At 64.3% G+C, this 18044-nt stretch carries 25 protein-coding genes, 1 tRNA gene and 1 pseudogene; 13 read left to right on the top strand and 14 right to left on the bottom strand.

Going from position 1 to position 18044, the window contains the following annotated elements:
- The 6 genes from J7E68_RS06555 to J7E68_RS06530 form a co-directional block, all read left to right on the top strand.
- Positions 1-699, top strand: a 699-nt coding sequence (locus J7E68_RS06555; protein ID WP_215170991.1) for a hypothetical protein, incomplete at its 5' end; no start/stop codon positions are given.
- A 2-nt stretch (positions 700-701) separates the two neighbouring features.
- The gene (locus J7E68_RS06550; protein WP_215170990.1) at positions 702-1424 is read left to right on the top strand and encodes a hypothetical protein; all 723 of its coding nucleotides are present in this window, start codon (positions 702-704) and stop codon (positions 1422-1424) included.
- 59 nt (positions 1425-1483) lie between these two features.
- The gene (locus J7E68_RS06545) at positions 1484-1834 is read left to right on the top strand and encodes a hypothetical protein (RefSeq protein WP_215170989.1); all 351 of its coding nucleotides are present in this window, start codon (positions 1484-1486) and stop codon (positions 1832-1834) included.
- The gene (locus J7E68_RS06540) at positions 1827-2228 is read left to right on the top strand and encodes a hypothetical protein (protein ID WP_215170988.1); all 402 of its coding nucleotides are present in this window, start codon (positions 1827-1829) and stop codon (positions 2226-2228) included. Before J7E68_RS06545 ends, J7E68_RS06540 begins: the two co-directional genes overlap by 8 nt.
- Before the next feature lie 14 nt (positions 2229-2242).
- Positions 2243-2581 carry a hypothetical protein gene (locus J7E68_RS06535; protein ID WP_251048711.1) on the top strand — a complete coding sequence of 113 codons (339 nt, stop codon included), beginning with the start codon at positions 2243-2245 and terminating at the stop codon, positions 2579-2581.
- A 14-nt stretch (positions 2582-2595) separates the two neighbouring features.
- Positions 2596-4152 (top strand): hypothetical protein, encoded by a 1557-nt coding sequence (locus J7E68_RS06530; protein WP_215170986.1) that lies wholly within the window; start codon positions 2596-2598, stop codon positions 4150-4152.
- 22 nt (positions 4153-4174) lie between these two features.
- Here the strand turns inward: J7E68_RS06530 and J7E68_RS06525 are convergent, their stop codons facing one another.
- From J7E68_RS06525 to J7E68_RS06500, 6 genes are all read right to left on the bottom strand, one after another.
- Positions 4175-5440, bottom strand: coding sequence for an O-antigen ligase (locus tag J7E68_RS06525; protein WP_215170984.1), 1266 nt, complete (start codon positions 5438-5440; stop codon positions 4175-4177).
- Positions 5441-5460: 20 nt separating this feature from the next.
- On the bottom strand, positions 5461-5631 hold the full coding sequence (locus J7E68_RS06520; protein WP_215170982.1) for a hypothetical protein: 171 nt from the start codon (positions 5629-5631) through the stop codon (positions 5461-5463).
- Positions 5632-5665: 34 nt separating this feature from the next.
- Entirely contained in the window at positions 5666-5971 is a 306-nt protein-coding gene (locus J7E68_RS06515; protein WP_215170980.1) for a hypothetical protein, read from the bottom strand.
- 262 nt (positions 5972-6233) lie between these two features.
- Positions 6234-6572, bottom strand: a complete 339-nt coding sequence (locus tag J7E68_RS06510) for an ATP-dependent DNA ligase (protein ID WP_215170978.1) — start codon at positions 6570-6572, stop codon at positions 6234-6236.
- Positions 6573-6579: 7 nt separating this feature from the next.
- Entirely contained in the window at positions 6580-6876 is a 297-nt protein-coding gene (locus tag J7E68_RS06505) for a hypothetical protein (protein ID WP_215170975.1), read from the bottom strand.
- A gap of 168 nt (positions 6877-7044) precedes the next feature.
- Positions 7045-7722 carry a DUF6766 family protein gene (locus J7E68_RS06500; RefSeq protein WP_215170973.1) on the bottom strand — a complete coding sequence of 226 codons (678 nt, stop codon included), beginning with the start codon at positions 7720-7722 and terminating at the stop codon, positions 7045-7047.
- A gap of 294 nt (positions 7723-8016) precedes the next feature.
- On the opposite strand from J7E68_RS06500, the gene J7E68_RS06495 reads away from it, so the two are divergent.
- Positions 8017-8331: a hypothetical protein gene (locus tag J7E68_RS06495; protein WP_215170971.1), complete on the top strand. Its 315-nt coding sequence runs from the start codon at positions 8017-8019 to the stop codon at positions 8329-8331.
- Positions 8332-8622: 291 nt separating this feature from the next.
- Here the strand turns inward: J7E68_RS06495 and J7E68_RS06490 are convergent, their stop codons facing one another.
- Positions 8623-9819 carry a M23 family metallopeptidase gene (locus J7E68_RS06490; RefSeq protein ID WP_215170969.1) on the bottom strand — a complete coding sequence of 399 codons (1197 nt, stop codon included), beginning with the start codon at positions 9817-9819 and terminating at the stop codon, positions 8623-8625.
- 321 nt (positions 9820-10140) lie between these two features.
- On the bottom strand, positions 10141-10821 hold the full coding sequence (locus J7E68_RS06485; RefSeq protein WP_215170967.1) for a hypothetical protein: 681 nt from the start codon (positions 10819-10821) through the stop codon (positions 10141-10143).
- A gap of 238 nt (positions 10822-11059) precedes the next feature.
- Here J7E68_RS06485 and J7E68_RS20380 point away from each other — a divergent pair.
- Positions 11060-11443: pseudogene (locus tag J7E68_RS20380) on the top strand (hypothetical protein); the annotation flags it as partial.
- Between the two features lie 87 nt (positions 11444-11530).
- Positions 11531-12235, top strand: a complete 705-nt coding sequence (locus tag J7E68_RS19630; protein ID WP_311416526.1) for a tyrosine-type recombinase/integrase — start codon at positions 11531-11533, stop codon at positions 12233-12235.
- A gap of 123 nt (positions 12236-12358) precedes the next feature.
- Here J7E68_RS19630 and J7E68_RS06475 read toward each other — a convergent pair whose 3' ends face one another.
- The 5 genes from J7E68_RS06475 to J7E68_RS06455 form a co-directional block, all read right to left on the bottom strand.
- Positions 12359-12553: a hypothetical protein gene (locus J7E68_RS06475; RefSeq protein ID WP_215170963.1), complete on the bottom strand. Its 195-nt coding sequence runs from the start codon at positions 12551-12553 to the stop codon at positions 12359-12361.
- A gap of 250 nt (positions 12554-12803) precedes the next feature.
- Positions 12804-13124, bottom strand: a complete 321-nt coding sequence (locus J7E68_RS06470; protein ID WP_215170959.1) for a helix-turn-helix domain-containing protein — start codon at positions 13122-13124, stop codon at positions 12804-12806.
- Positions 13125-13136: 12 nt separating this feature from the next.
- A complete protein-coding gene (locus tag J7E68_RS06465) occupies positions 13137-13613 on the bottom strand; it encodes a hypothetical protein (RefSeq protein WP_215170957.1) in 477 nt (158 codons plus the stop codon).
- Positions 13610-14248 carry a hypothetical protein gene (locus J7E68_RS06460; protein WP_215170955.1) on the bottom strand — a complete coding sequence of 213 codons (639 nt, stop codon included), beginning with the start codon at positions 14246-14248 and terminating at the stop codon, positions 13610-13612. Before J7E68_RS06460 ends, J7E68_RS06465 begins: the two co-directional genes overlap by 4 nt.
- 1 nt (position 14249) lies before the next feature.
- Positions 14250-14450: an AlpA family transcriptional regulator gene (locus J7E68_RS06455; protein ID WP_215170993.1), complete on the bottom strand. Its 201-nt coding sequence runs from the start codon at positions 14448-14450 to the stop codon at positions 14250-14252.
- A 117-nt stretch (positions 14451-14567) separates the two neighbouring features.
- On the opposite strand from J7E68_RS06455, the gene J7E68_RS06450 reads away from it, so the two are divergent.
- A complete protein-coding gene (locus tag J7E68_RS06450) occupies positions 14568-15086 on the top strand; it encodes a hypothetical protein (RefSeq protein WP_215170952.1) in 519 nt (172 codons plus the stop codon).
- Positions 15079-16203 (top strand): site-specific integrase, encoded by a 1125-nt coding sequence (locus tag J7E68_RS06445; RefSeq protein ID WP_215170951.1) that lies wholly within the window; start codon positions 15079-15081, stop codon positions 16201-16203. Before J7E68_RS06450 ends, J7E68_RS06445 begins: the two co-directional genes overlap by 8 nt.
- A gap of 50 nt (positions 16204-16253) precedes the next feature.
- Here J7E68_RS06445 and J7E68_RS06440 read toward each other — a convergent pair.
- Positions 16254-16341 (bottom strand) — tRNA-Ser (locus J7E68_RS06440).
- Between the two features lie 212 nt (positions 16342-16553).
- Between J7E68_RS06440 and J7E68_RS06435 the strand changes: the two genes are divergently transcribed.
- Positions 16554-17432, top strand: a complete 879-nt coding sequence (locus J7E68_RS06435) for a hypothetical protein (RefSeq protein WP_215170949.1) — start codon at positions 16554-16556, stop codon at positions 17430-17432.
- A 9-nt stretch (positions 17433-17441) separates the two neighbouring features.
- On the top strand, positions 17442-18044 hold a 603-nt coding region (locus J7E68_RS06430; RefSeq protein WP_215170947.1), incomplete at its 3' end, for a hypothetical protein.

Here is an 18044-nt window from a genome sequence, read left to right as displayed (position 1 = left end):
TGGGACGGCCTCGTCTACTTCAACGGGCCGACGACGGTGCGTGGCAACTTCGGTACAACGGGCAGCGCGACGATCACTGGCTCGACCACGATCTCGGGCGATCTGGATGTGACGGGGGAGACGACGCTCGCCGCCGATGTGACGTTGAATGCCGACCTGACACTCGGTTCGGGACGCATCCTGGCTGGGCCGCTCGTCATCGATCGTCTGGGCCCTCAGGCGGGCCGGATCGCCGCTTCTGCGGTGCTCGTTCTCGACGCCGGGAACGCGATCGCTCTGCGCGCCGACACGGTCGTCAGTGGCGTGCTCGTCGCAGACGGACTGGACGTTGATGGGCCGAAGAACTTCCGCATGGCTCACCCGACGAAGCCGGGGTACTGGCTGCGGCACGGCTCGACAGAGTCCCCAGTGTCGGGGACGGAGTACACGGGTCGCGTGAAGCTCGGCGCGGACGGCTCAGCGGTCGTGACCCTGCCCGAGTACTTCGAGGGGCTGAACAAGCCCGAGGGCCGCACAGTGCAGCTCACGCCCGTTGGTAGGCCGTTCGCGGTCGGAGCCGACGACGTCGTGGGCGGCAAGTTCACGGTCTACGGGACGGCGGGCCGTGAGGTCTTCTGGCTCGTCAAGGCCGAGCGGTTCGGCGGCGACTTCGCCCTCGAGGAACTCATCCCGGCCGAGGAACCACACGAGGAGGGCTGATCATGGGCGGCGGAAACGCACAGCGGATCGTCAACCTCGGCGGTGGTCGAGGGCACCTGCGCGAAGACGCAGCCAAGTCGTTGCACCGCGTCGACAAGCGCCTCGGGCACCGATCGCAGATCACCGAGGCGCTCCGGTCCTGGTTGCAGCAGGACGAGCACTACCAGTCGTACCTGAGCTACCTGCGTGGTGGGCCGTGGGCGCCGATCGCGCTCTCCCCGAATACGCCGAGCGTGCACCAGAAGGGCGCTGCCGTCGACTCTGACGAGCTCCAGCAGCGCGTCGCTCTGATGGAGGAGCACGGCTGGTTCCGCACCGTCTACCGGATGGTGGGCGGGAAGTGGACTCTCGTCGAGGCGTGGCACTTCGAGTACGACCCCTCCCGCGACCGGCACTACCACGAGATCGTGACTCTCGTGCAGACCGCATCCGGTGCATGGCATCTCCCCGACCCGGCGCCCATCGCCCCCAAGCCTGAAAGTCGAGACATAGAAATGCGCATGATCTGGAACCGTGATGACTCGGACGAGCAGACGAAGCGTGCCCTCGTCGGCGAGTTCACCTTCCAGCGGCTGTCCCCGCTGGCATCGAAGCGCGAACGGAAGCTGTTCGGCGAACCCGTCGACGTCGACAACACCGAGTTCGACGGCTTCCTCGCGACCGTGAACTCGCGGCGTGCGACGGCCGGGCTGAAGCCGATCTCGAATCCACGAACGGGGAAGTGATGCGTGAGCGTTTGCGGCGGTGGGGGAGTGAACCGATCGTGATCCCGCGAGGGGCGATGGTGACGAAATACGTCTTCACCACCCTCCTCGGGTTCGCGGTTGCGGTAGCCACCGCACCGACGCTAGACCAGGTCACCTCGGCGTCATACTCCTCGTTTTGGGCGCTCGGCATGGTGCTCGCCGGTGCGGTCGCCACTGTCGGATCGATGCGGAAGAAGTGGTGGCGCATCGAGTTCGCTGGTGCCGTGTGCGTCGTCGCCCTCCTCGCCGTGTACGCCTTTGCACCGGTCGTGCTGATCTTCGGCGGCGACATCGAACGCCTCGCGTACTCGGTGATCGCGCTCGGGTTCCTCGTCTTCCCGACGACAAGGATCGTGACCCTCATACGTCGAGGGGGCTCCGATGCTTGAACTGATCTTCCAGTACGTCCTCCCCGGCGCGATCGTCTCGCTTCTCGGCGGCTGGTTCCTCCTCGCAGGCAAGCGCCGGGACCGAGTCGCTGCGGACGCTGCAGCGGAGGCCGCTCGACACGAGAAGCAGTTCCCCGGCTGGCAAGACCTCGTCGATGAGAACCGCGACCTGCGGGTCGAGATGACCAGTGTCCGCGACGAGGTTCTCGGACTCCGCGACGAGCTGAAGGAAGTGCGTCGCGCTGACACACGAAAGATGCAGGCCGTCGCTCGCATCCTCCGAGCACTGTTCGATCAGTGGCCCGGCCGCGACGCGCCAAACCTCGATCCTGCGGACATCGCGGAGATCGAGGACACCGTTCCACCCGCGTGGGTTCGCCGCCGGGCCGTCTGATCAAGGAGATCATCATGCTGGAATTCACCCTCGACGTCGCGCTGGTCATCCAGCTACTCGTCTCCACTGTCCTTCCCCTGCTCGTCGGACTGGTCACCAAGACCGTCACCCGGCCCGGCGTGAAGGCAGTCCTGCTCGCGCTGCTGTCGCTGGTCACGTCGCTGCTCGTGGAGCTCGGCGCTTCCATCAGCGCCGGCACGGCCTACGACATCGGCCAGGGACTCCTGCTCGCCCTGCCGACGTTCCTGATCGCGGTCGGTCTCCACTACGGACTGTGGAAGCCCGTAGGTGCCTCTGAGAAGGCGCAGGAGCTGTTCGACAGCAGCACCATCGTCGTCCACGAGAACCGCTGACCTGAGGAGACCTAATGGCCACCATCACCGGCCTCTACACAGACGTTGGGTTGCGCCCTCTCAATGGGCGTGCTCCGCGACTGCGGTTCAAGCTCGAGGGCGGTCCGGCGCTGTCGCTCATCGGTGGCCGTGTGCTGTCGCAGGCGCCGGTGACAGTGGAGCCCGACGCGCGCGGCTACTTCTCGGTCGATCTGATCGGGAACGACCAGATCCAGGGGAAGTCGACCTATCGCCTGATTGCTGATTACCTCGGCGAGAACGGCAGCCTCGCGGAGAGCATCGACGTCATGTCGGGCTTCGTTGTGACTGGCGTAGGCGGCGCGATCACAGACATGATCGCGGCGTTTCCTCCGTCACCGCCGTTTCCCACTGACCAAGTCCTCGCGTCGCATGTCGCGACGATGGAGGCGGGGCTGACGCGCGTCGCACGTAACAGCGATCTCGCTGGTTCGCTCACACCGGATGGGCGCACGGACGTCGTCCTGCTGTCGGGGGCGCCGTTCACGGTACTCAACCTGTGCACCGAGTCGGCAGACGCCGGCAACATCAAGGCCGGTGTGACCCCGCGAAAGCTGACGACGACAGGAGCCGTCACGGCGTGGGCTCGGTACACCGCCACGGTGAACTTCCCGCCCGCGTCGATCTTCCAGTGCTGGGTGTTCATCCCCGAGCCGGCGAAGGTCACCTCGATCGGCTTCATCCTCTCCACGGGGTGGAACCGTGCGAACGCGGGACCGTTCCAGCCGGGGTGGAACCTGCTGCGCTTCCGGGCCGTGGACGGCACGCTGACGAACTGGGGGACTCTCCCGTTCGTGCAGCTCACGTTCATCACCACCGGTGCGACGTCGATCAGCGTCGGGCGGGCATGGCTCGAGTGCCCTCCGAAGGCGCAGCTGTGTTTCATCGAAGACCGCGGGTACAAGACATTCAAGGACATCGGGCTCCCGCAGCTTCGAGCTCTCGGCATCCCTGTCGTCTGGGCGCTCGACCCGCTCCTCAACGGCACGGAGGTCGGAACGCCGTCGGAAGTCATCACCGACACGGACGTCGCTGCGTTCTATGCGCAGGGCGACGACATGTCGATCCACGCGTACGACGGCGCGGTAACGTCCACCATGACGGCGGAGCAGATCATCGCGGACAGCCTCAAGTCGATCGCGTGGCTGCGGGAGCGCGGCTACTCGCGCGGCCGACCGATCCGCGCGGCGTGGACGCAGAACACGGCACCCAACCACGCCGCGTCGCAGCCGTACTGGGCCGGGTATATGACGCCGACGAACCAGTCCGGAAGCCTCGAGGTCTGGCCGCCGATCGACAAGTGGAACATGCAGCGATACACGCTCCACGGACGTACGACCGCGCAGATCGACGCGATCTTCGACCAGATGAAGAAGACCAACTCGATCATGTTCGGCTACACGCACGGAATCCACGACACACTCAGCGGTGCCATCACCGTCGCGCTGTGGAACTACTTCATCTCGAAGGTGACGACCGCGATCAGCGAAGGCTGGTTGGAGGGGGTCACCCTCACCCAGCTCCTCGCACGATCGAGCGGGATCATCCGCTGACCGTTCGCCCCCTCGCTCCGGCTCACGCCCGGGCGAGGGGGCGTTTCGTCGTTGTCGCGGGGATCTCCGGCAGAGCAGTCTCGTCCTGTGGGGTCGGCTTCGGGATGACCCAAGCGATCATCAGCAGAGTCCACATCAGGCGGTTGTCGTTGATGTCACCAGAGACCATCGCGTTGATAACCGTGAACGTGAGCAGAACGAAGAACGTGAGAGTCACGCCGTCGCGCGCTCGGAGAATCAGGCGGATGGCCGAGGCGAGGACGAGAAGGATGAACAGGATGCCCGAGGGCCATCCGGCCTCGAGTGTGATCTCGAGGACGATGTTGTGTGGGTAGAGCTGACCGCCCTCGGCAACAGAGATGAACACCTCGGGGAGCGTGCCGAAGAAGCCCCACCCGCCGCCGGTCGGCATCTGCAGGCTGTAGGCCCAGGACGTCTCCCAGAAGAAGCTTCGGGCCATGGTGGACGTGTCCTGCTCGCCAGAGAACAGAGAGAGGACGCGCGCGAGGCCTTCGCCACCGCTCCGAGTCGCGACGAAGAAAGCGACCGCGCCAAGTGCTGCGACGGCGAAGATCGAACGGCCGCGGCGACGCTTGAACGCGGGAGCCAGCAGCAGCGCGAGGACGATGCTCACCAGGACCGAGAGTACGGGGCCGCGCGATCCGGTGCTGAACGCGGTGAGCACCATGAGTACGCCCAGCAACGCGAGAAGCGTGCGGGCCATCGGGCGCCGCTTCTTCATGATCGCGTTCATGATGATGACGATCGCGCCGGCGAGGATCATCTGCGACGTGGAGATCGTGTTCGTGCCTGGCAGCGTGACGACCGTCGAAAGCTCGGAGGTCGTGGCGGGGGCGACGGTAACGAGGATGGTCACCGCGATCCCGAGTCCTGCGAGGGTGCGGAGGAACGCTTCGCGCTGCCGCTGGTCGCGGAGCAGGATGGTTGCGGCGAGGAGCGCGAGGAGCGTGATGGTGTAGAACGACTGGATCTTGTCGATCCCATAAGAGGTGGATGCGCCGACGACCCCGGGAGCGATAATCACAGCAGTCGCGGCGACGATCCAGAGCGCGGCCGGGAGTGAACGTGTCCGCACCACGTCAGCCATGATTGCGACGGCGACGATGAGTCCGAGCAGGATCGTCAGGTCAATGCCGGGGAACGGTTCGAACCCGGTTCCGATCCATGCGAGCAGAGGGTGTGTCTTGATCGATCCAGCGTGGACGAACAGGGCGAGTGCGCATGCACCGATGACCCCCGCGCGCCGCTCGGGCTTGACTGTTCGCATCGCTTGATCGTAGCGAGAACTCAGGAGCGGGTTGCGAGCGCGAGCTCGATGGTCAACCAGATGGATGACAATGCGGCACCGACCAGGCCAACGATCACTGTGAAGTCGTTCCGTCCGAAGATCGCAGCGCAGACGAAGAACACCAAAATCACCATGGAAACGCTCGCGCGCTCGGGAATCTTCTTCCTCACGCGGATCAGACTACCCGCGCCGGGCGCCGGCGGCCTAGGTCACGTTGCGATAGGACGGCTCAGGGGTTCGGTGGTCGGGGATCGACCGCCGATACGCGCCCTGAGCGATCCACGGATCGAGGCCCGGCAGCTCACGCAGCGCAGTCGCGAGGATGATCGTGTACTCGTCCTCGTAGAACCCGATCCAGGAGCCCACGGCTTCCTGAAGAACCTCGATCCGGTCGCCCGCCGTCATGAGCAGCTGCTCCACGACTGGTGCCGGATCCTTGGTGTACCGGTTGCGCGAGCAGATCGCGCCGAGCTCGATGCTCAGGAGAGTGTTGGGGGAGAGCCGGGACATGGCAGTGTGCCTTTCTCCGGCCGAGACAAAGATTGATCTTATGTCGGCCGTCCGACGTCGCGGTGCGCGCCCCGGATACATGATCAGTCGCGGACTCGCCAGGTCGGGCAGTCGCGAGCGTTACAACGATGACGAGCGCTCTGGCCGTCACAACTGACGAACGCGCTAAAACGCCGAAGACCCCAACCAGCCCTCGACTGGTAGGGGTCTTCGGTCGTCTGTGTCTGGTTTGTCGCGAGGGGCACCCTCGGTGGGGTCCAGGTCAGGCCGTGGCCGGCTCCGCCGCCCGTTCGACCGAGGAAGTCTCCGACGGCTCAGACACGAGATAGAGACCCGAGGGAGCGTTCGCCGTGAAAGCAAGAGCGTCCACCCAGGCGCGGTTGATCGAAGGCTGGCGGCTTCCGTCGAACTTGAAAACGAGCGAGCTACCGGCATGGATCCATACCGTGGTGCGACCGCCGCCCACGCTCATGTCTTCGCGCCACGTGAACGAGAACGGTTCGCCGCGCCGCAGTTTCGCGGTGATGACGAGCTGCAGGTGGGTGAGCGCGCGGTCCTCGATCTCAGTTTTCATGTTGTTCTCGTAGATGAATTTGCCCATGCGTCTCTTACCTCTCTTTAGCTCGGTGCTTACTGACCAGGAACGGCGGCACGTGCGGAATCGTGACGGGGGCGGTCGATCTACTCGGTGGGTCATAGTGATTTTGGATCGCGTCGAGAACATCGGTGGCGGTGCGGTAGTGCGCGCGGAGAGGAAGTTCTCGCATCCACAGGACATCGAGTCCGCGGCTTTGATCGCGGACGACCGCAACGGTCTGGTGTGAATCGTGAGAATCGAAGCGATGGTCTAGCACCAACCATTCGTTCTCGGTGACCTGCCGCAGTTCGAACCGCGGATCGGACATTTTTGCAGTCCTCCTTCCTAAGAGGACGCGCGCGTGGCGTTTGTGTCCACGCGATAATCTCTTTCGCAGCCCTCTGGATCTGTCGGACGATACGAGGAGAGTCGACTGTTTTCCATCCCCTTGATCGTGGCGATTACCCCGGCTAGCCTCACGCCTCTGCTGGAGCGACTACTCCGATTCGACGCTGCTCGTATGGTGCGGGACACCCACCGGCTTCGACTCGTTGGATCCGCGCTGGCGTAGATAGATGCTGAACACGACCATCGCACCCACTGCGAGGAACTCGGACTGCCAGTTCTGCAGGGTGCGGTTCCAGAACTCCGCGGACCCCACGTACTCCCACCACGTGAGCGGAGGATAGCCATGCTGAGTGTTCTCCTCATTCGCGACGATGCGCCCGGCCAACGACTGCGCGAGCCACGACAACACGAACACAGCTCCCATTACGAGAAGGAGCGAGTTCGAATAGACCCACAACCGCACACCGCGAACACGAGCCCACGACGGGGAATCGGACCGCGCGTACTCCCCGACAAGCTGATCGGAATCGCTGCCGACCCCCTCATCTCCCGGTTTCTTCGACTCGGGTGAACCTCGCTGCACCAGCCACACCGTGGCGAGGATGAAGAGGAAGAACTGTAAGAACTCGGACTGCCAATTCTCCGCGACATCGACGATGAAGTCTGATGAGGTGACGTACTCGAGATACCCGAGCGTCGGCTGCCGATGCTGCTCCAGTTGCTCGTTCGTGTACGCCAGCCCCACGATCGACTGTCCGGCCAGCGCGAGGAAGAAGATGATCAGAAAGGCGATGCTCAAGCCGTGGTCACGAATACGCCTGCGCATCTCTCACCTCCCGGACAGCGGCAGGGCGATCATGATTCCCAGCCCCACGCCTATCACGGCGGCCCAGACACAGAACACCACTCGTGGTGACGACGGCTCTGCCTCATCCATACGCGCGACCTCCTCCACACCTCAAGCGCTGACGCTGGCCTATAGCGCCGAGGGTATGTTCTCCCACACCAGAGAGAAAGGGGGTTGTGCGACCGGTTCGGCACAAGAAAGCCAGCCTCGCGGCACATCCACCTCCGGGTAGTGCCCTGTACTCCACCACCGCAGCGGTCTATCGTCTCGTGCATGGGATACATCGCCTACGACAGCACGAGCGAGCTGCAGATTGAAGACCGTGCCCTTGCCCATCTGAAAGTTGTCATCGCCACTAAGCTCCGACGCCAGGAAAGTTTCACCCTGTCGTGGGTGCACCCCGAGGGAGAAGCATTCGGACGATCGACGATCTGGTTGCACCCCTCGATTCCCCTCCGCTTTACCTTCGAGAGTCGTCAGCCACCAGAGCTCAACGTGAAGTGGATCGAAGACATGATGCAATCCGCGAACACAACCGGCGGCATCACCCTTGTCGAAGAGATCATCGAACCTCACGAGCTCGTCTGATTGATCTGGTTCGCAGCTCTCCCGAAACCGACACTAATGATCTAGAGGTGAAGTCGCCCTAGAACCCGCGCAGCGCCCGGCGCCCCTTGTTCCCGGGCGTGGTGCCGGGCGTGCTCTGCTAGGCGCACCCGATGGCCAGGTGATCGTGTGCGATCGCGGAGCCTACCCTGCGAGGATCGCAGCAGCTCACGGAGCAATCCTCTCGAATCGTTACCCCGAAGACCTTGCCGGTTGCCGAGCTGTTCCCCTCCTCGGGACTGCGGGGGGGAACAGCTCGGTAGTTGATTCCTGTTAGGAGATCTTGATCGCCTTGGAGTTGGCGAACGCGCCGATCCAAGTCGCGTTGAGTGCGCCCGTCTTGATCAGGACGGACCCTCCACTCAAGACAGCGACACGGTTGCCGGAGAGGGAGAGATCACCGACTCCCGGGCCTGTGAGGTTGACCCAGCTCGACCAGAGTGTCCCTTCTTTGACGGTGACGATTCCTTCGGGCGTGAGGACAGCGATGCGTGATCCTTCTCGTTCGACACGTGATCCGTTGCGCATGGTCACCCAGGCTGTGTAGAGGTTGCCCTCTTTCACGTATGCGGTCCCTCCGGAGATGATGCCGATTCGGGTGCCATCGAGCGCGAAGTCGCTCACGCCGCCGCCCTGATCCACCCAGCCGGCCTGCAGGTTGCCTTCCTTCACGAAGAGACTTCCGCCCTTGAGCACGCCCAGGCGGCCGTCTGCTGCGTCGATCTTCTCGACACCCGCGAGCTGCGTCAGCCAGGCAGTGGAGTAGAGGCCGTCCTTCGCGATGACGGTGCCGTCGGTCTTCAGGACGACGAACCGGTCGCCGTCGACGGCTACGTCCTTGGCCTGTCCAGAGAGCCCAACCCATCCATTGGCGAACGATCCCTGCTGCACCCACACGTTGCCGGAAGTGTCCACCGCTGCAATCGTCGTCCCATCCGCGTCGAAGGCGACGATGTTGTTCCTGAGCGCCACGACGGGCTCGTACATCCCGGCCTTACCTTGCAGAGTGCCAGTCGAGGTGAGGCTGAACGAGCGGTCGGTGACAGCCGGGGTCACGGGCCCTGCCCCGAGCGGCTGCAACGCCGCCACGCTGCCTTGACCGCACGAGAAATACAGGTTGGTGACGTTGTTGCCGTTCAGTTTGATCTCGAAATGCATGTGGGGCCCGGTGCTGTTCCCCGTGCTTCCGACCTTCCCGAGGAGCGTCCCTTGGTTCACCGGCGTTCCCGGGGCCAGAGTCACGGAACCGTTGACCATGTGGGCGTAGCGGGTGGTGTATCCGCCGGGGTGCACGATCACGATCTGGGTGCCGTAACCGCTGGTCGAATTCGAGTTGACCGCCGTCTGGATCTGACCACCCGCGGCAGCGTAGACGTTCGTTCCACCGTTGCCATTGATATCGACACCCTCATGGGTGGGCCGGCTGCCGGCAGGGCAACCTCCGACGATATCCGCGACGTTCCCGCTCACCGGCGAGACGAATCCGTCTGCCGCGACGGCCGCAGATGTCGGAACGACGATCCCTGCGGCGATCGCGAACGCTGCAAGCGCGACCGCGAGCAGGCGAAGCGGACGTGGTGTTCGTGGGCGACTTGCGCCCTTCAGTTGACTCATAGCCACAACCTACGGGCGGGTCAAGGCCGAGCGCTGTCCCCTCTTCGGCCTACATACGGGGCAGCGATCCCCCGATACGTTGAGAGATCCCCGCCTGGTCGTGGGACCGGGCTCGAACGGGTTGCGCGCTGTCTGACTAGTGAAAGGTGAGTGAGCAACGACGCGTGCTGGTATCGGTCATATCGCCGTGCCAGAGGTCGGCGGAAGGACGTACTTGAGCGTGGCAGGCTTGCTTAGCGCCTTGCCCGAATAGAAGATCGAACCAGGTGGCGCGTGCAGTAGGGTCTTTACCTGGTCTGTTGCTTTGAGGCCCTGCACGATCCCGACGGGCCGCCCGCCCGGAGCGACGCTCGCAGGAGTCCGACTATCTCTGAAACGGCGCCACCAGCTCCTGTTGCTCCACTCGGTCGTCTGCCGATCAAACTCGTCTTCCATCGCACCCACCGAGTGGAGTGGCTCCCATCGCACTTCGAAACGCTGTCTATTCGCCTGCGTCTGGAAGACGTAGCGCACCCACGCGTTTCCGAGGTCCGGACTGCTAACGAGCAACCGGAACCTGCCTCCGCTTTCGACGATGGCCGGTGCGCGATGCTCATCGTCCAGTCTCGCCCATGCCCCGCATAGGGTTAGATCGATCAGACGTCCGGGGCCGCGACCGAAGTTGCGGAACTCAACCACGTGAAAGCTGTCGGCACCGGTCGTGCGTGTCGCGAATATCTCCCAATCGAGTCGGAAGAGCGGCACCTGCCGCCGTTGGGCGAGCAGCTCTTTGGTGGCGAAGATCAACGTGGCTAATGCCAGTACACAAGCGATTGATCCGACAGCTGTCCAGCCACTCCACGTCCAGAACGCATCCATGCGCTGAGCGTAGCGATCTTCCTGGCGCGTCTCCGGACAGCTCGACGAGAGGCGTGCACCTTGTGCCCGGCGCGGCGGTGTTTCTCTCCTGAGACTGACTGCTCGACGTCCAGCTTTGTAACAGAGGGGCGCTGAACCGAGGCGGCGTGGGTCGAATCTGAACCCTCACATACCTGATTCGACCCAGCGAGATCGTCTGCGGCGTAACGCTCGACAGTGAGCGCCGTACGTTCTGGGAATGGGTACGCGGCGTGTCAAAGGATCCGGATCGATCTATCGGGACCAGCGGGGTTACTGGACGGTCGCAGCGCCCTTGCCACGTCGAGATGGCAAGCGGAAGCGCGCCGTAAGGCGGTTCCGGGATCTAGGGGCGGCGCAGGCATACCTGCGTGATCTCGAACGATCACGCACGGCCACGGGCGCTCTCGCGATGGCGGGATTCACGCCTGACTCTTGCCCGACGACAGTCGGCGACTGGTTCGAGTACTGGTTGACGGAGTGCGTCTATCCACAGCTGCGGCCAAGAACAGCGGACGGCTACCGTAGCGCCGTCCGTACTCACATCCTCCCGGGTTTGAATGCCGCGCGGCCACTACACGCGATTCGCGCGTCAGACATCCGGCACATGCAGCATCAAGTGGGTATAAGGCGATCGGCTACAACCGTCCGCAACGTGCACGTAGTCGCTGCCCGAGCCTTCGATGCCGCCGTGCGTGAAGAGGTGATCACCCGCAACCCGGTGCGTCTCGTCGAGCAACCGCGACCGGCACGTCCCCACTTAGATGTCCCGACGACCGCGGAAGTGAAGCATCTTCTCGATGCGCTCACGCGCCGCCCTGACGGTCTGAGATGGATGACCTACATCCTCACCGGCGCACGACGAGGCGAAGTCGTCGGGCTCGAGATTGATCGGGTCGGCACTCACATCGACATCAGCTGGCAGCTGCAAACCTTGAGGCGGGAGAAGAGCGGTCGCCCCATCGCGCCACCGGACTTCGAATACCGGCACCTCTACGGCGGCCTCTTTCTGACACGACCAAAGTCGAAAGCCGGGTGGCGAGTAGTCCCCTTGATTCGTCCGATCCTCGGGATGATGGAGCAACACCTCGCTGCGATGGATCCGAATCCGTGGGGTCTCGTCTTCACCCGGCACGGCCGACCTATTGATCCGAACCTGGAGTCGCGGCTGTGGAAGTCAGTCCGACGTGATCTCCTAGGAACAGATCGTCATGTGCGGCTGCATGACCTCCGCCACGCAGCCGTCGATCTCCTCTACGACGCTGACGTTCCTGAAGACCTGATCATGGAACTTGTTGGCCACTCGACACGGGCCATGAGCCGCTCCTACAAGAGTCCGGCACACCGCGAACGACTCTCCCGCGCGATGGCTAACGTGGACGCGTTCCTCTCCTAGACGCGGCTGCTCGAACGACTCTCACGCGATGGCATCCGCAAGGCGCAGGCAGGCGCCACCATAGGCGTGGAAGCGTCCCGGGTGTAGCCGAACCACCCGGGGCGCCTGACCACAGCCGAACTCCTACCGTTTCTTGACGAGCTCAGGATGCTCGCCCTCCAGCCTCCGAATCTCGTTGTTCTGGCCAGGAACGGGATTGGTCCATTGCTCCACTGCGAGTGCCGCGAGTTCATCCGCGCTAAGGATGTGCCAGTTTTCCCAGCGCTTCGAGGCGAGGTCAACTCCCACATCAAGCCAGCCGTCGTGGTCTATGGTCATCACTCACTCCCGTTCCCTCGTGGTTGGCTGGGGCGCCCTCGCCGGGCAGGCATCGACCAGCAAGCTGGCCGATGCAAGCGATGATCTCCGTTGGATTGATGATCATCATGGTCAGCCAGCGAAGCGAAGCGGCGTCTGACCGTAAGGGCGAGCAAACTGCGGCAGAGCGGCGGACGTGAGGTATATCTACTTCTGCGTGCACCTCCTGCACTAGCGACTACAGCAGGAGGTGCACTAGTCACGTCGATTGCTAGTGCACCTCCTGCACTAGTGCTTGGTCGATGAAGAGGTACGAGGCCTCCATCACCCATCGCACCGCCTTGCGATCGTGAGGCGCTGCGTCGAATGGGCCACGGCCGTCCTCCCTGCGGATGAACCCACGCCTGTGCAGCGTCTTCGTCGCGCCCTTGGTCGTGCTCTCCGAGAAGCCCGTTTCGCGTGAGATCGTCGAATGAGAGGGCCAAGACACGAGGTACTTGTTCGCGTGGTCCCACAGGCACAGCAGCACGGCCCGTTCCGGGGCGCTGAGCCCGAACCGGCTGACGACCTCCCGTGTCACCCACGAGGGCACACGTCGAGCCATTCATCGCACCCCCTGGGGAGCTTCGAGCAGCTGCGCCATGAGCTTCCCGGCCGCCAGCAGCCCGCTCGTGACGGCGCGCGCGGACCCGAGATCGAGGGACTGATCCTCGAGTAGCAGTATCTGCAGCGGATCAACGTCGACTCCCACGATGTTGAAGCCGGAGGTCGACTCTTCGTCACGCCATTCGAGACGGATGGTGATCGCCTGCGTCACGAACACGTCGTGCAATGCGGGCCCGTCGAGGTCGCTGTAGAAGTCGCTTCCGTCGGCCTGCGCACGGACGCTGGTGGCCCAATCGGGATGGAGTTCTTGTGGAAGCGTCGGCCGCCAGGGATCATCTCCCATGATGCTCGTCCTGAGGCTGCCGCCGGCTTCTTTGATCGCCTGGTCCATGGCTTCGAAGTATGTGACGAGGTACTTGGTGAGGGCGTTCTTCACCTGAGCTGGCTTGAGGTTGATCCCGACGATGCCGATCATGCCGACATCTCCTCGTAAGACGCTGCCTGCATCTCGTCCGCGAGCTCCCGCAGGACCTTCGCAGCATTCGCGGTTTCTCGCCAGGAGCCTTCGGCGAAGTGATCGATCGTGACATCGGGACCGCCCTCGAACCATGCGATGGTGCCGATCGGCTCGTCCACGCCCGATGGCACGTTGTTCCCGTTCGGACCAACGACCACGTTCAGGCCCCATCTCATCCGTGCCGTGCTCTTGCCGCGACGGTGTTCGGTGCCGTAGAGCATCACGGTGACTTCGCCACCCATGGAGAGGCTGTCGTCGACCTCGCGCACCCATGTAGGCGCCGCGCCCTTCGGGAATGGCGGCAACTGTGCTTGCCAGTCCTTCTGATCGAGGATCCGCGCAATGCAGCCGGCCATCGTCCACGACCGCTGCGCGATCCGCTCGGCCGCCCAGACCTGAAAGTCCTCGCGGACCGTCAGCTCGGCCTCGAGCTCTGCGCGCTTCGCCGCCCACGCCTCGGCCCACTCGCGGATCATCGCGTTCTGCTGGATACTGGTCATGATGATCGGTTCTCCTCCTTGAGAGTTGGTGTTCTGGTCTTCGCCCTCGACGCCCCGCCAGGCGCCGGGGGCATTCTTCTGTTGCTCGGCCATGTCAGACCGCCTGTGCGGTGCTCGTGCGCTCTGACGCCTCGAGCCATTCGATGAGGTCCCGGCGGCGGTAGAGGACCTTCCTTGGCGTTGGCTTCAGGAACTTCGGTCCAGCGCCGGTGAAGCGCAGCTGCGCGAGATGGGCGACAGTCATGCCCGGGATCACATCGATCGCCTGGGCCGGGGTCAGGTATTCGTCTTCCACGATCTACTCCTTGTGTGGGTCAGGTCCGTCATGGATGGCTCTTGACGGGGCTGGCTCAACTAAAGCAGATAGAGCCACATGCGTCAAGAGAGGATCACGTGTGCCAGACTGAGTCACATGCAGATCAGGTCGTATCGGGGTCAGGCGCCCAAGCACGCCAAGGAGTTCAGCTACCTCAGCGAGCGCATTCGGATCACTGCGCCCTTCCATCTCGATTTCACGGTCGACGACGGAGTCGAATTGGGGCTCAGCCTCGACCTAGACCGGACTCTGGGCCGCATCGTGTGCAGGCACTTCTCGATGAGTCAGATCATGCAGGGCAAGGAGATCACCGGCACCGAGATCCGCGATGTCGCGATAGCGACGCTCATTCGTTACGGCGGCGACGACATGATCAAGGTCCGCGGTACTGACGGCCGTTGGCTCCCCCTCAGTGGTGCCGGACGGGCGTTCGCTCCGGCTGAAGGGCGAGAGCGTGCTGAAGTGGTCGCCGACGCTGCAGTCATCTACGCGGTCTCGGCCTTGACGGAGAGGGCGCCACTGAAGCTCGTCGCCGATCGCCTCGGCGTCAGCCAGAGCACTGCGACGCGACTGGTCAGCAGCGCCCGCCTCGACGGGCTTCTCAACGATGGGTAGCGTCCACGCGTACGAGACCAAGGCGGGCAAGAAGCTCTACCGCATCATCTACCGTCGCCCCGACCACAAGCAGACGCAGGAGCGCGGCTTCACTCGGCGTCGGGATGCGGAGCTGCGTCTCGCCGAGGTCGAGGTTGGGAAAGCCAAAGGCGACTACGTGAACCCGGCGGACGCCCGCGAGAACGTCGAGGCTATGGCCTCAGCGTGGCTCAAGGCGCGCGAGCAGGTCATGAAGCCGTCCAGCTACCAAGCGCTCCGTGGAGCGTGGGAGACGCACGTACAGCCCCGATGGGGCGCACGTGCCATCGGGAGCGTGAAGTACTCCGAGGTGCAGGACTGGGTGGCGCAGCTCTCACGCGAGCGCTCGGCCACGACCGTGCTGCGTGCGCACGGCGTGCTCGCTGCGGTCCTCGACGTCGCTGTGAAGGACCGGCGAGTGAGCCGCAATGTCGCTCGAGGCGTTGCGCTGCCCCGCAAAGTGCCGAAATCGAAGCCCTACCTGACTCACCAGCAGGTCGACGCGCTCGCCGCAGCATCTGGGCACCCGTCACTCGTCCTGTTCCTGGCCTACACAGGCCTCAGGTGGGGCGAGGCTACCGGACTACGGGTCAAGCACGTAGACGCGCTCAGGCGGCGCGTGAGCGTCGAGGAGAACGCCGTCCTCGTCGGCGGTACAGTGCACGTCGGCACACCCAAGACGCACGAGGCGCGATCCGTGCCCTACCCCGCGTTCCTCTCACTCGCGATTGCCAAGCACTGCGAGGGCAAGAGGCGCGAGGATCTCCTGTTCGGCGACGGCCTCGTGCACATGCGGCTCCCCAACAGCGTCCGTGGCTGGTTCGCCGGCGCCGTTAATCGCGTGCGCGACGCTGATGAAGACTTCCCTCGCGTCACCCCGCACGACCTCAGGCACACGGCCGCGTCGCTCGCGATCTCATCGGGCGCGAACGTGAAGGCCGTACAGCGGATGCTCGGGCACGCATCGGCGAGCATGACTCTCGACACGTACGCAGATCTCTTCGACGACGACCTGGACGACGTTGCCACCGCCCTCGATCAGGCTCGACGTGCAGCGGTTGTTGCCGAAGTGTTGCCACCGGGCCAATCGGGTGCATGACGAAGGCCCCGACTCTCCGGTGTTTCGTAGGGGAGTCGGGGCCTTCGATTTGGCGGTGACGGCGGGATTCGAACCCGCGGTTGCTTGCACAACACACGCTTTCCAAGCGTGCTCCTTCGGCCGCTCGGACACGTCACCAAGGAACAACCTGAACAGTCTAGCCGATCGGGTGGAGCGCCCATGACCAGGGTCCGGTGCCCGCGGGAGTCCACACGGAGATGCCGTTGCACCGGTATGCGATGCGTCGGGACCTTGCCAGGCTGTCAGCGGTGTATCTAGCCTCGGAAGAAGACGTTATGCAGTCAGACGAGCACACACTGTACGACGCGACGCTCCTCGAAAGGACATCGATGACCACGGTCGACACGGCGATCTCGCCCAGCACTGCTCTGCGCACCGCACTGCGCCTCGCGCACTCGCGCGCGCTGGCCGAACTCGGCCTCGACGCGATCGGCCGAGTGCGGTTCGGCTGGCGCGACCGATCCATCGGCTCCGTCGTCGAGCACGCGGGGGCTCGACACTGGCTGCGGGTGGTCTGGGCTCGCCGCGAACAGGCGCGGGGCGACTGGTGGACCGGCAATCGAGACGCATCGGCGATCACCGGACTCTCGAAGCCGCGCGTGCTCGATGCACGCGCGTGGGAGGAGGGGCCGCTCGTGTATCGCGCCGAGCTCATGAGTCTCCTGCCCGGCCGCGCGTGCGCGTCGGCCCCCGTGCTCGAGCGGACCCCGGGCCTCGACGACTCGTGGTGGGACGAACTCCAGCGCAGCCTCGATGTGCTGGCCGCGATCACCACTGATCGCCGCGTGCTCGACCCCGAGGTCATGCGCCGACGGATCACCGTGTTCTTCGGCATCGACATCGAGGTCGACCAGGCCGATTGGGTGCCCAGCCACGGCGATCTGCACTGGAACAACCTCCATCGGGAGTCGTTCGCACTCGCCGATTGGGAGGCCTGGGGGCTCGCGCCTCGCGGCTACGACGCCGCTTTCCTGTTGGGGCACTCGCTCGCGGTGCCCCGCGTTGCAGATCAGGTGGCTCGGCGGTTCCACGACGACCTTGCGTCCGCGGGGGGAATCGTCTCGCAGCTGTACGTCATGACGAAGCTGCTGACGCGGGCGGACGCCGGGGAACACGTCGAGCTGGTGCCGTTCATCCACCGGCATGTCGGCCGGCTGTTGGGCACCAGGATGCCGCTCACGCGCAGCTCGCCCTCGCACCCGACGTAAAATCGCTGGGTGGCAACCCCCAAGATCGTCCTCTTCTACGTCTTCACCCCGCTCGCCGACCCCGAGGCGATCCGGGTGTGGCAACGGGATCTCGGCGAGGCGCTCGGCCTTCGTGGGCGGCTCCTGATCTCGAAGGACGGTGTCAACGGCACGCTCGGTGGCGACCTTCTGGCGCTCAAGAAGTGGTCACGATCCTTCCGGTCGTACGCGCCGTTCAAGGACGCCGACATCAAGTGGAGCGAGGGCAGCGGAGTCGACGCAGACGGTCGCAGCCTCGACTTTCCGAAGCTCAGCGTGAAGGTGCGCGACGAGATCGTCTCGTTCGGCGCACCGGGCGAACTCCGCGTCGACGAGAACGGCGTCGTGGGCGGAGGCACCCGGTTGAGCCCCGAAGAGCTGCACGACCTGATGGGGGAGCGTGGCGACGAGGTCGTGTTCTTCGACGGACGCAACGCGCTCGAGGCGCAGATCGGCCGATTCCGCGGAGCGGTCGTTCCCGATACCGAGACCACGCGCGATTTCGTCGACCTGCTCGACTCCGGCGCCTACGACGACCTCCAGGGCAAGCCCGTCGTGACCTACTGCACGGTAGGCATCCGGTGCGAGGTGCTG

It is taken from the genome of Microbacterium sp. ISL-103 (assembly GCF_018613995.1).
Lineage (GTDB): Bacteria > Actinomycetota > Actinomycetes > Actinomycetales > Microbacteriaceae > Microbacterium.
The sequence above is the reverse complement of the archived record's forward strand: the minus strand, read 5'-3'. Positions and strand labels throughout refer to the sequence as shown.

What these genes read in the sequence shown, in the direction of transcription:
- J7E68_RS06475 (WP_215170963.1), bottom strand. Translation starts at nt 12,553, where the DNA reads ATGACCATAGACCACGACGGCTGGCTTGATGTGGGAGTTGACCTCGCC.
- J7E68_RS06465 (WP_215170957.1), bottom strand. Translation starts at nt 13,613, where the DNA reads ATGATCGGCATCGTCGGGATCAACCTCAAGCCAGCTCAGGTGAAGAAC.
- J7E68_RS06505 (WP_215170975.1), bottom strand. Translation starts at nt 6,876, where the DNA reads ATGTCCGATCCGCGGTTCGAACTGCGGCAGGTCACCGAGAACGAATGG.
- J7E68_RS06485 (WP_215170967.1), bottom strand. Translation starts at nt 10,821, where the DNA reads ATGGATGCGTTCTGGACGTGGAGTGGCTGGACAGCTGTCGGATCAATC.
- J7E68_RS06550 (WP_215170990.1), top strand. Translation starts at nt 702, where the DNA reads ATGGGCGGCGGAAACGCACAGCGGATCGTCAACCTCGGCGGTGGTCGA.
- J7E68_RS06530 (WP_215170986.1), top strand. Translation starts at nt 2,596, where the DNA reads ATGGCCACCATCACCGGCCTCTACACAGACGTTGGGTTGCGCCCTCTC.
- J7E68_RS06535 (WP_251048711.1), top strand. Translation starts at nt 2,243, where the DNA reads ATGCTGGAATTCACCCTCGACGTCGCGCTGGTCATCCAGCTACTCGTC.
- J7E68_RS06445 (WP_215170951.1), top strand. Translation starts at nt 15,079, where the DNA reads ATGGGTAGCGTCCACGCGTACGAGACCAAGGCGGGCAAGAAGCTCTAC.
- J7E68_RS06540 (WP_215170988.1), top strand. Translation starts at nt 1,827, where the DNA reads ATGCTTGAACTGATCTTCCAGTACGTCCTCCCCGGCGCGATCGTCTCG.
- J7E68_RS06525 (WP_215170984.1), bottom strand. Translation starts at nt 5,440, where the DNA reads ATGCGAACAGTCAAGCCCGAGCGGCGCGCGGGGGTCATCGGTGCATGC.
- J7E68_RS06435 (WP_215170949.1), top strand. Translation starts at nt 16,554, where the DNA reads ATGACCACGGTCGACACGGCGATCTCGCCCAGCACTGCTCTGCGCACC.
- J7E68_RS06495 (WP_215170971.1), top strand. Translation starts at nt 8,017, where the DNA reads ATGGGATACATCGCCTACGACAGCACGAGCGAGCTGCAGATTGAAGAC.
- J7E68_RS06450 (WP_215170952.1), top strand. Translation starts at nt 14,568, where the DNA reads ATGCAGATCAGGTCGTATCGGGGTCAGGCGCCCAAGCACGCCAAGGAG.
- J7E68_RS06510 (WP_215170978.1), bottom strand. Translation starts at nt 6,572, where the DNA reads ATGGGCAAATTCATCTACGAGAACAACATGAAAACTGAGATCGAGGAC.
- J7E68_RS06460 (WP_215170955.1), bottom strand. Translation starts at nt 14,248, where the DNA reads ATGGCCGAGCAACAGAAGAATGCCCCCGGCGCCTGGCGGGGCGTCGAG.
- J7E68_RS06515 (WP_215170980.1), bottom strand. Translation starts at nt 5,971, where the DNA reads ATGTCCCGGCTCTCCCCCAACACTCTCCTGAGCATCGAGCTCGGCGCG.
- J7E68_RS06500 (WP_215170973.1), bottom strand. Translation starts at nt 7,722, where the DNA reads ATGCGCAGGCGTATTCGTGACCACGGCTTGAGCATCGCCTTTCTGATC.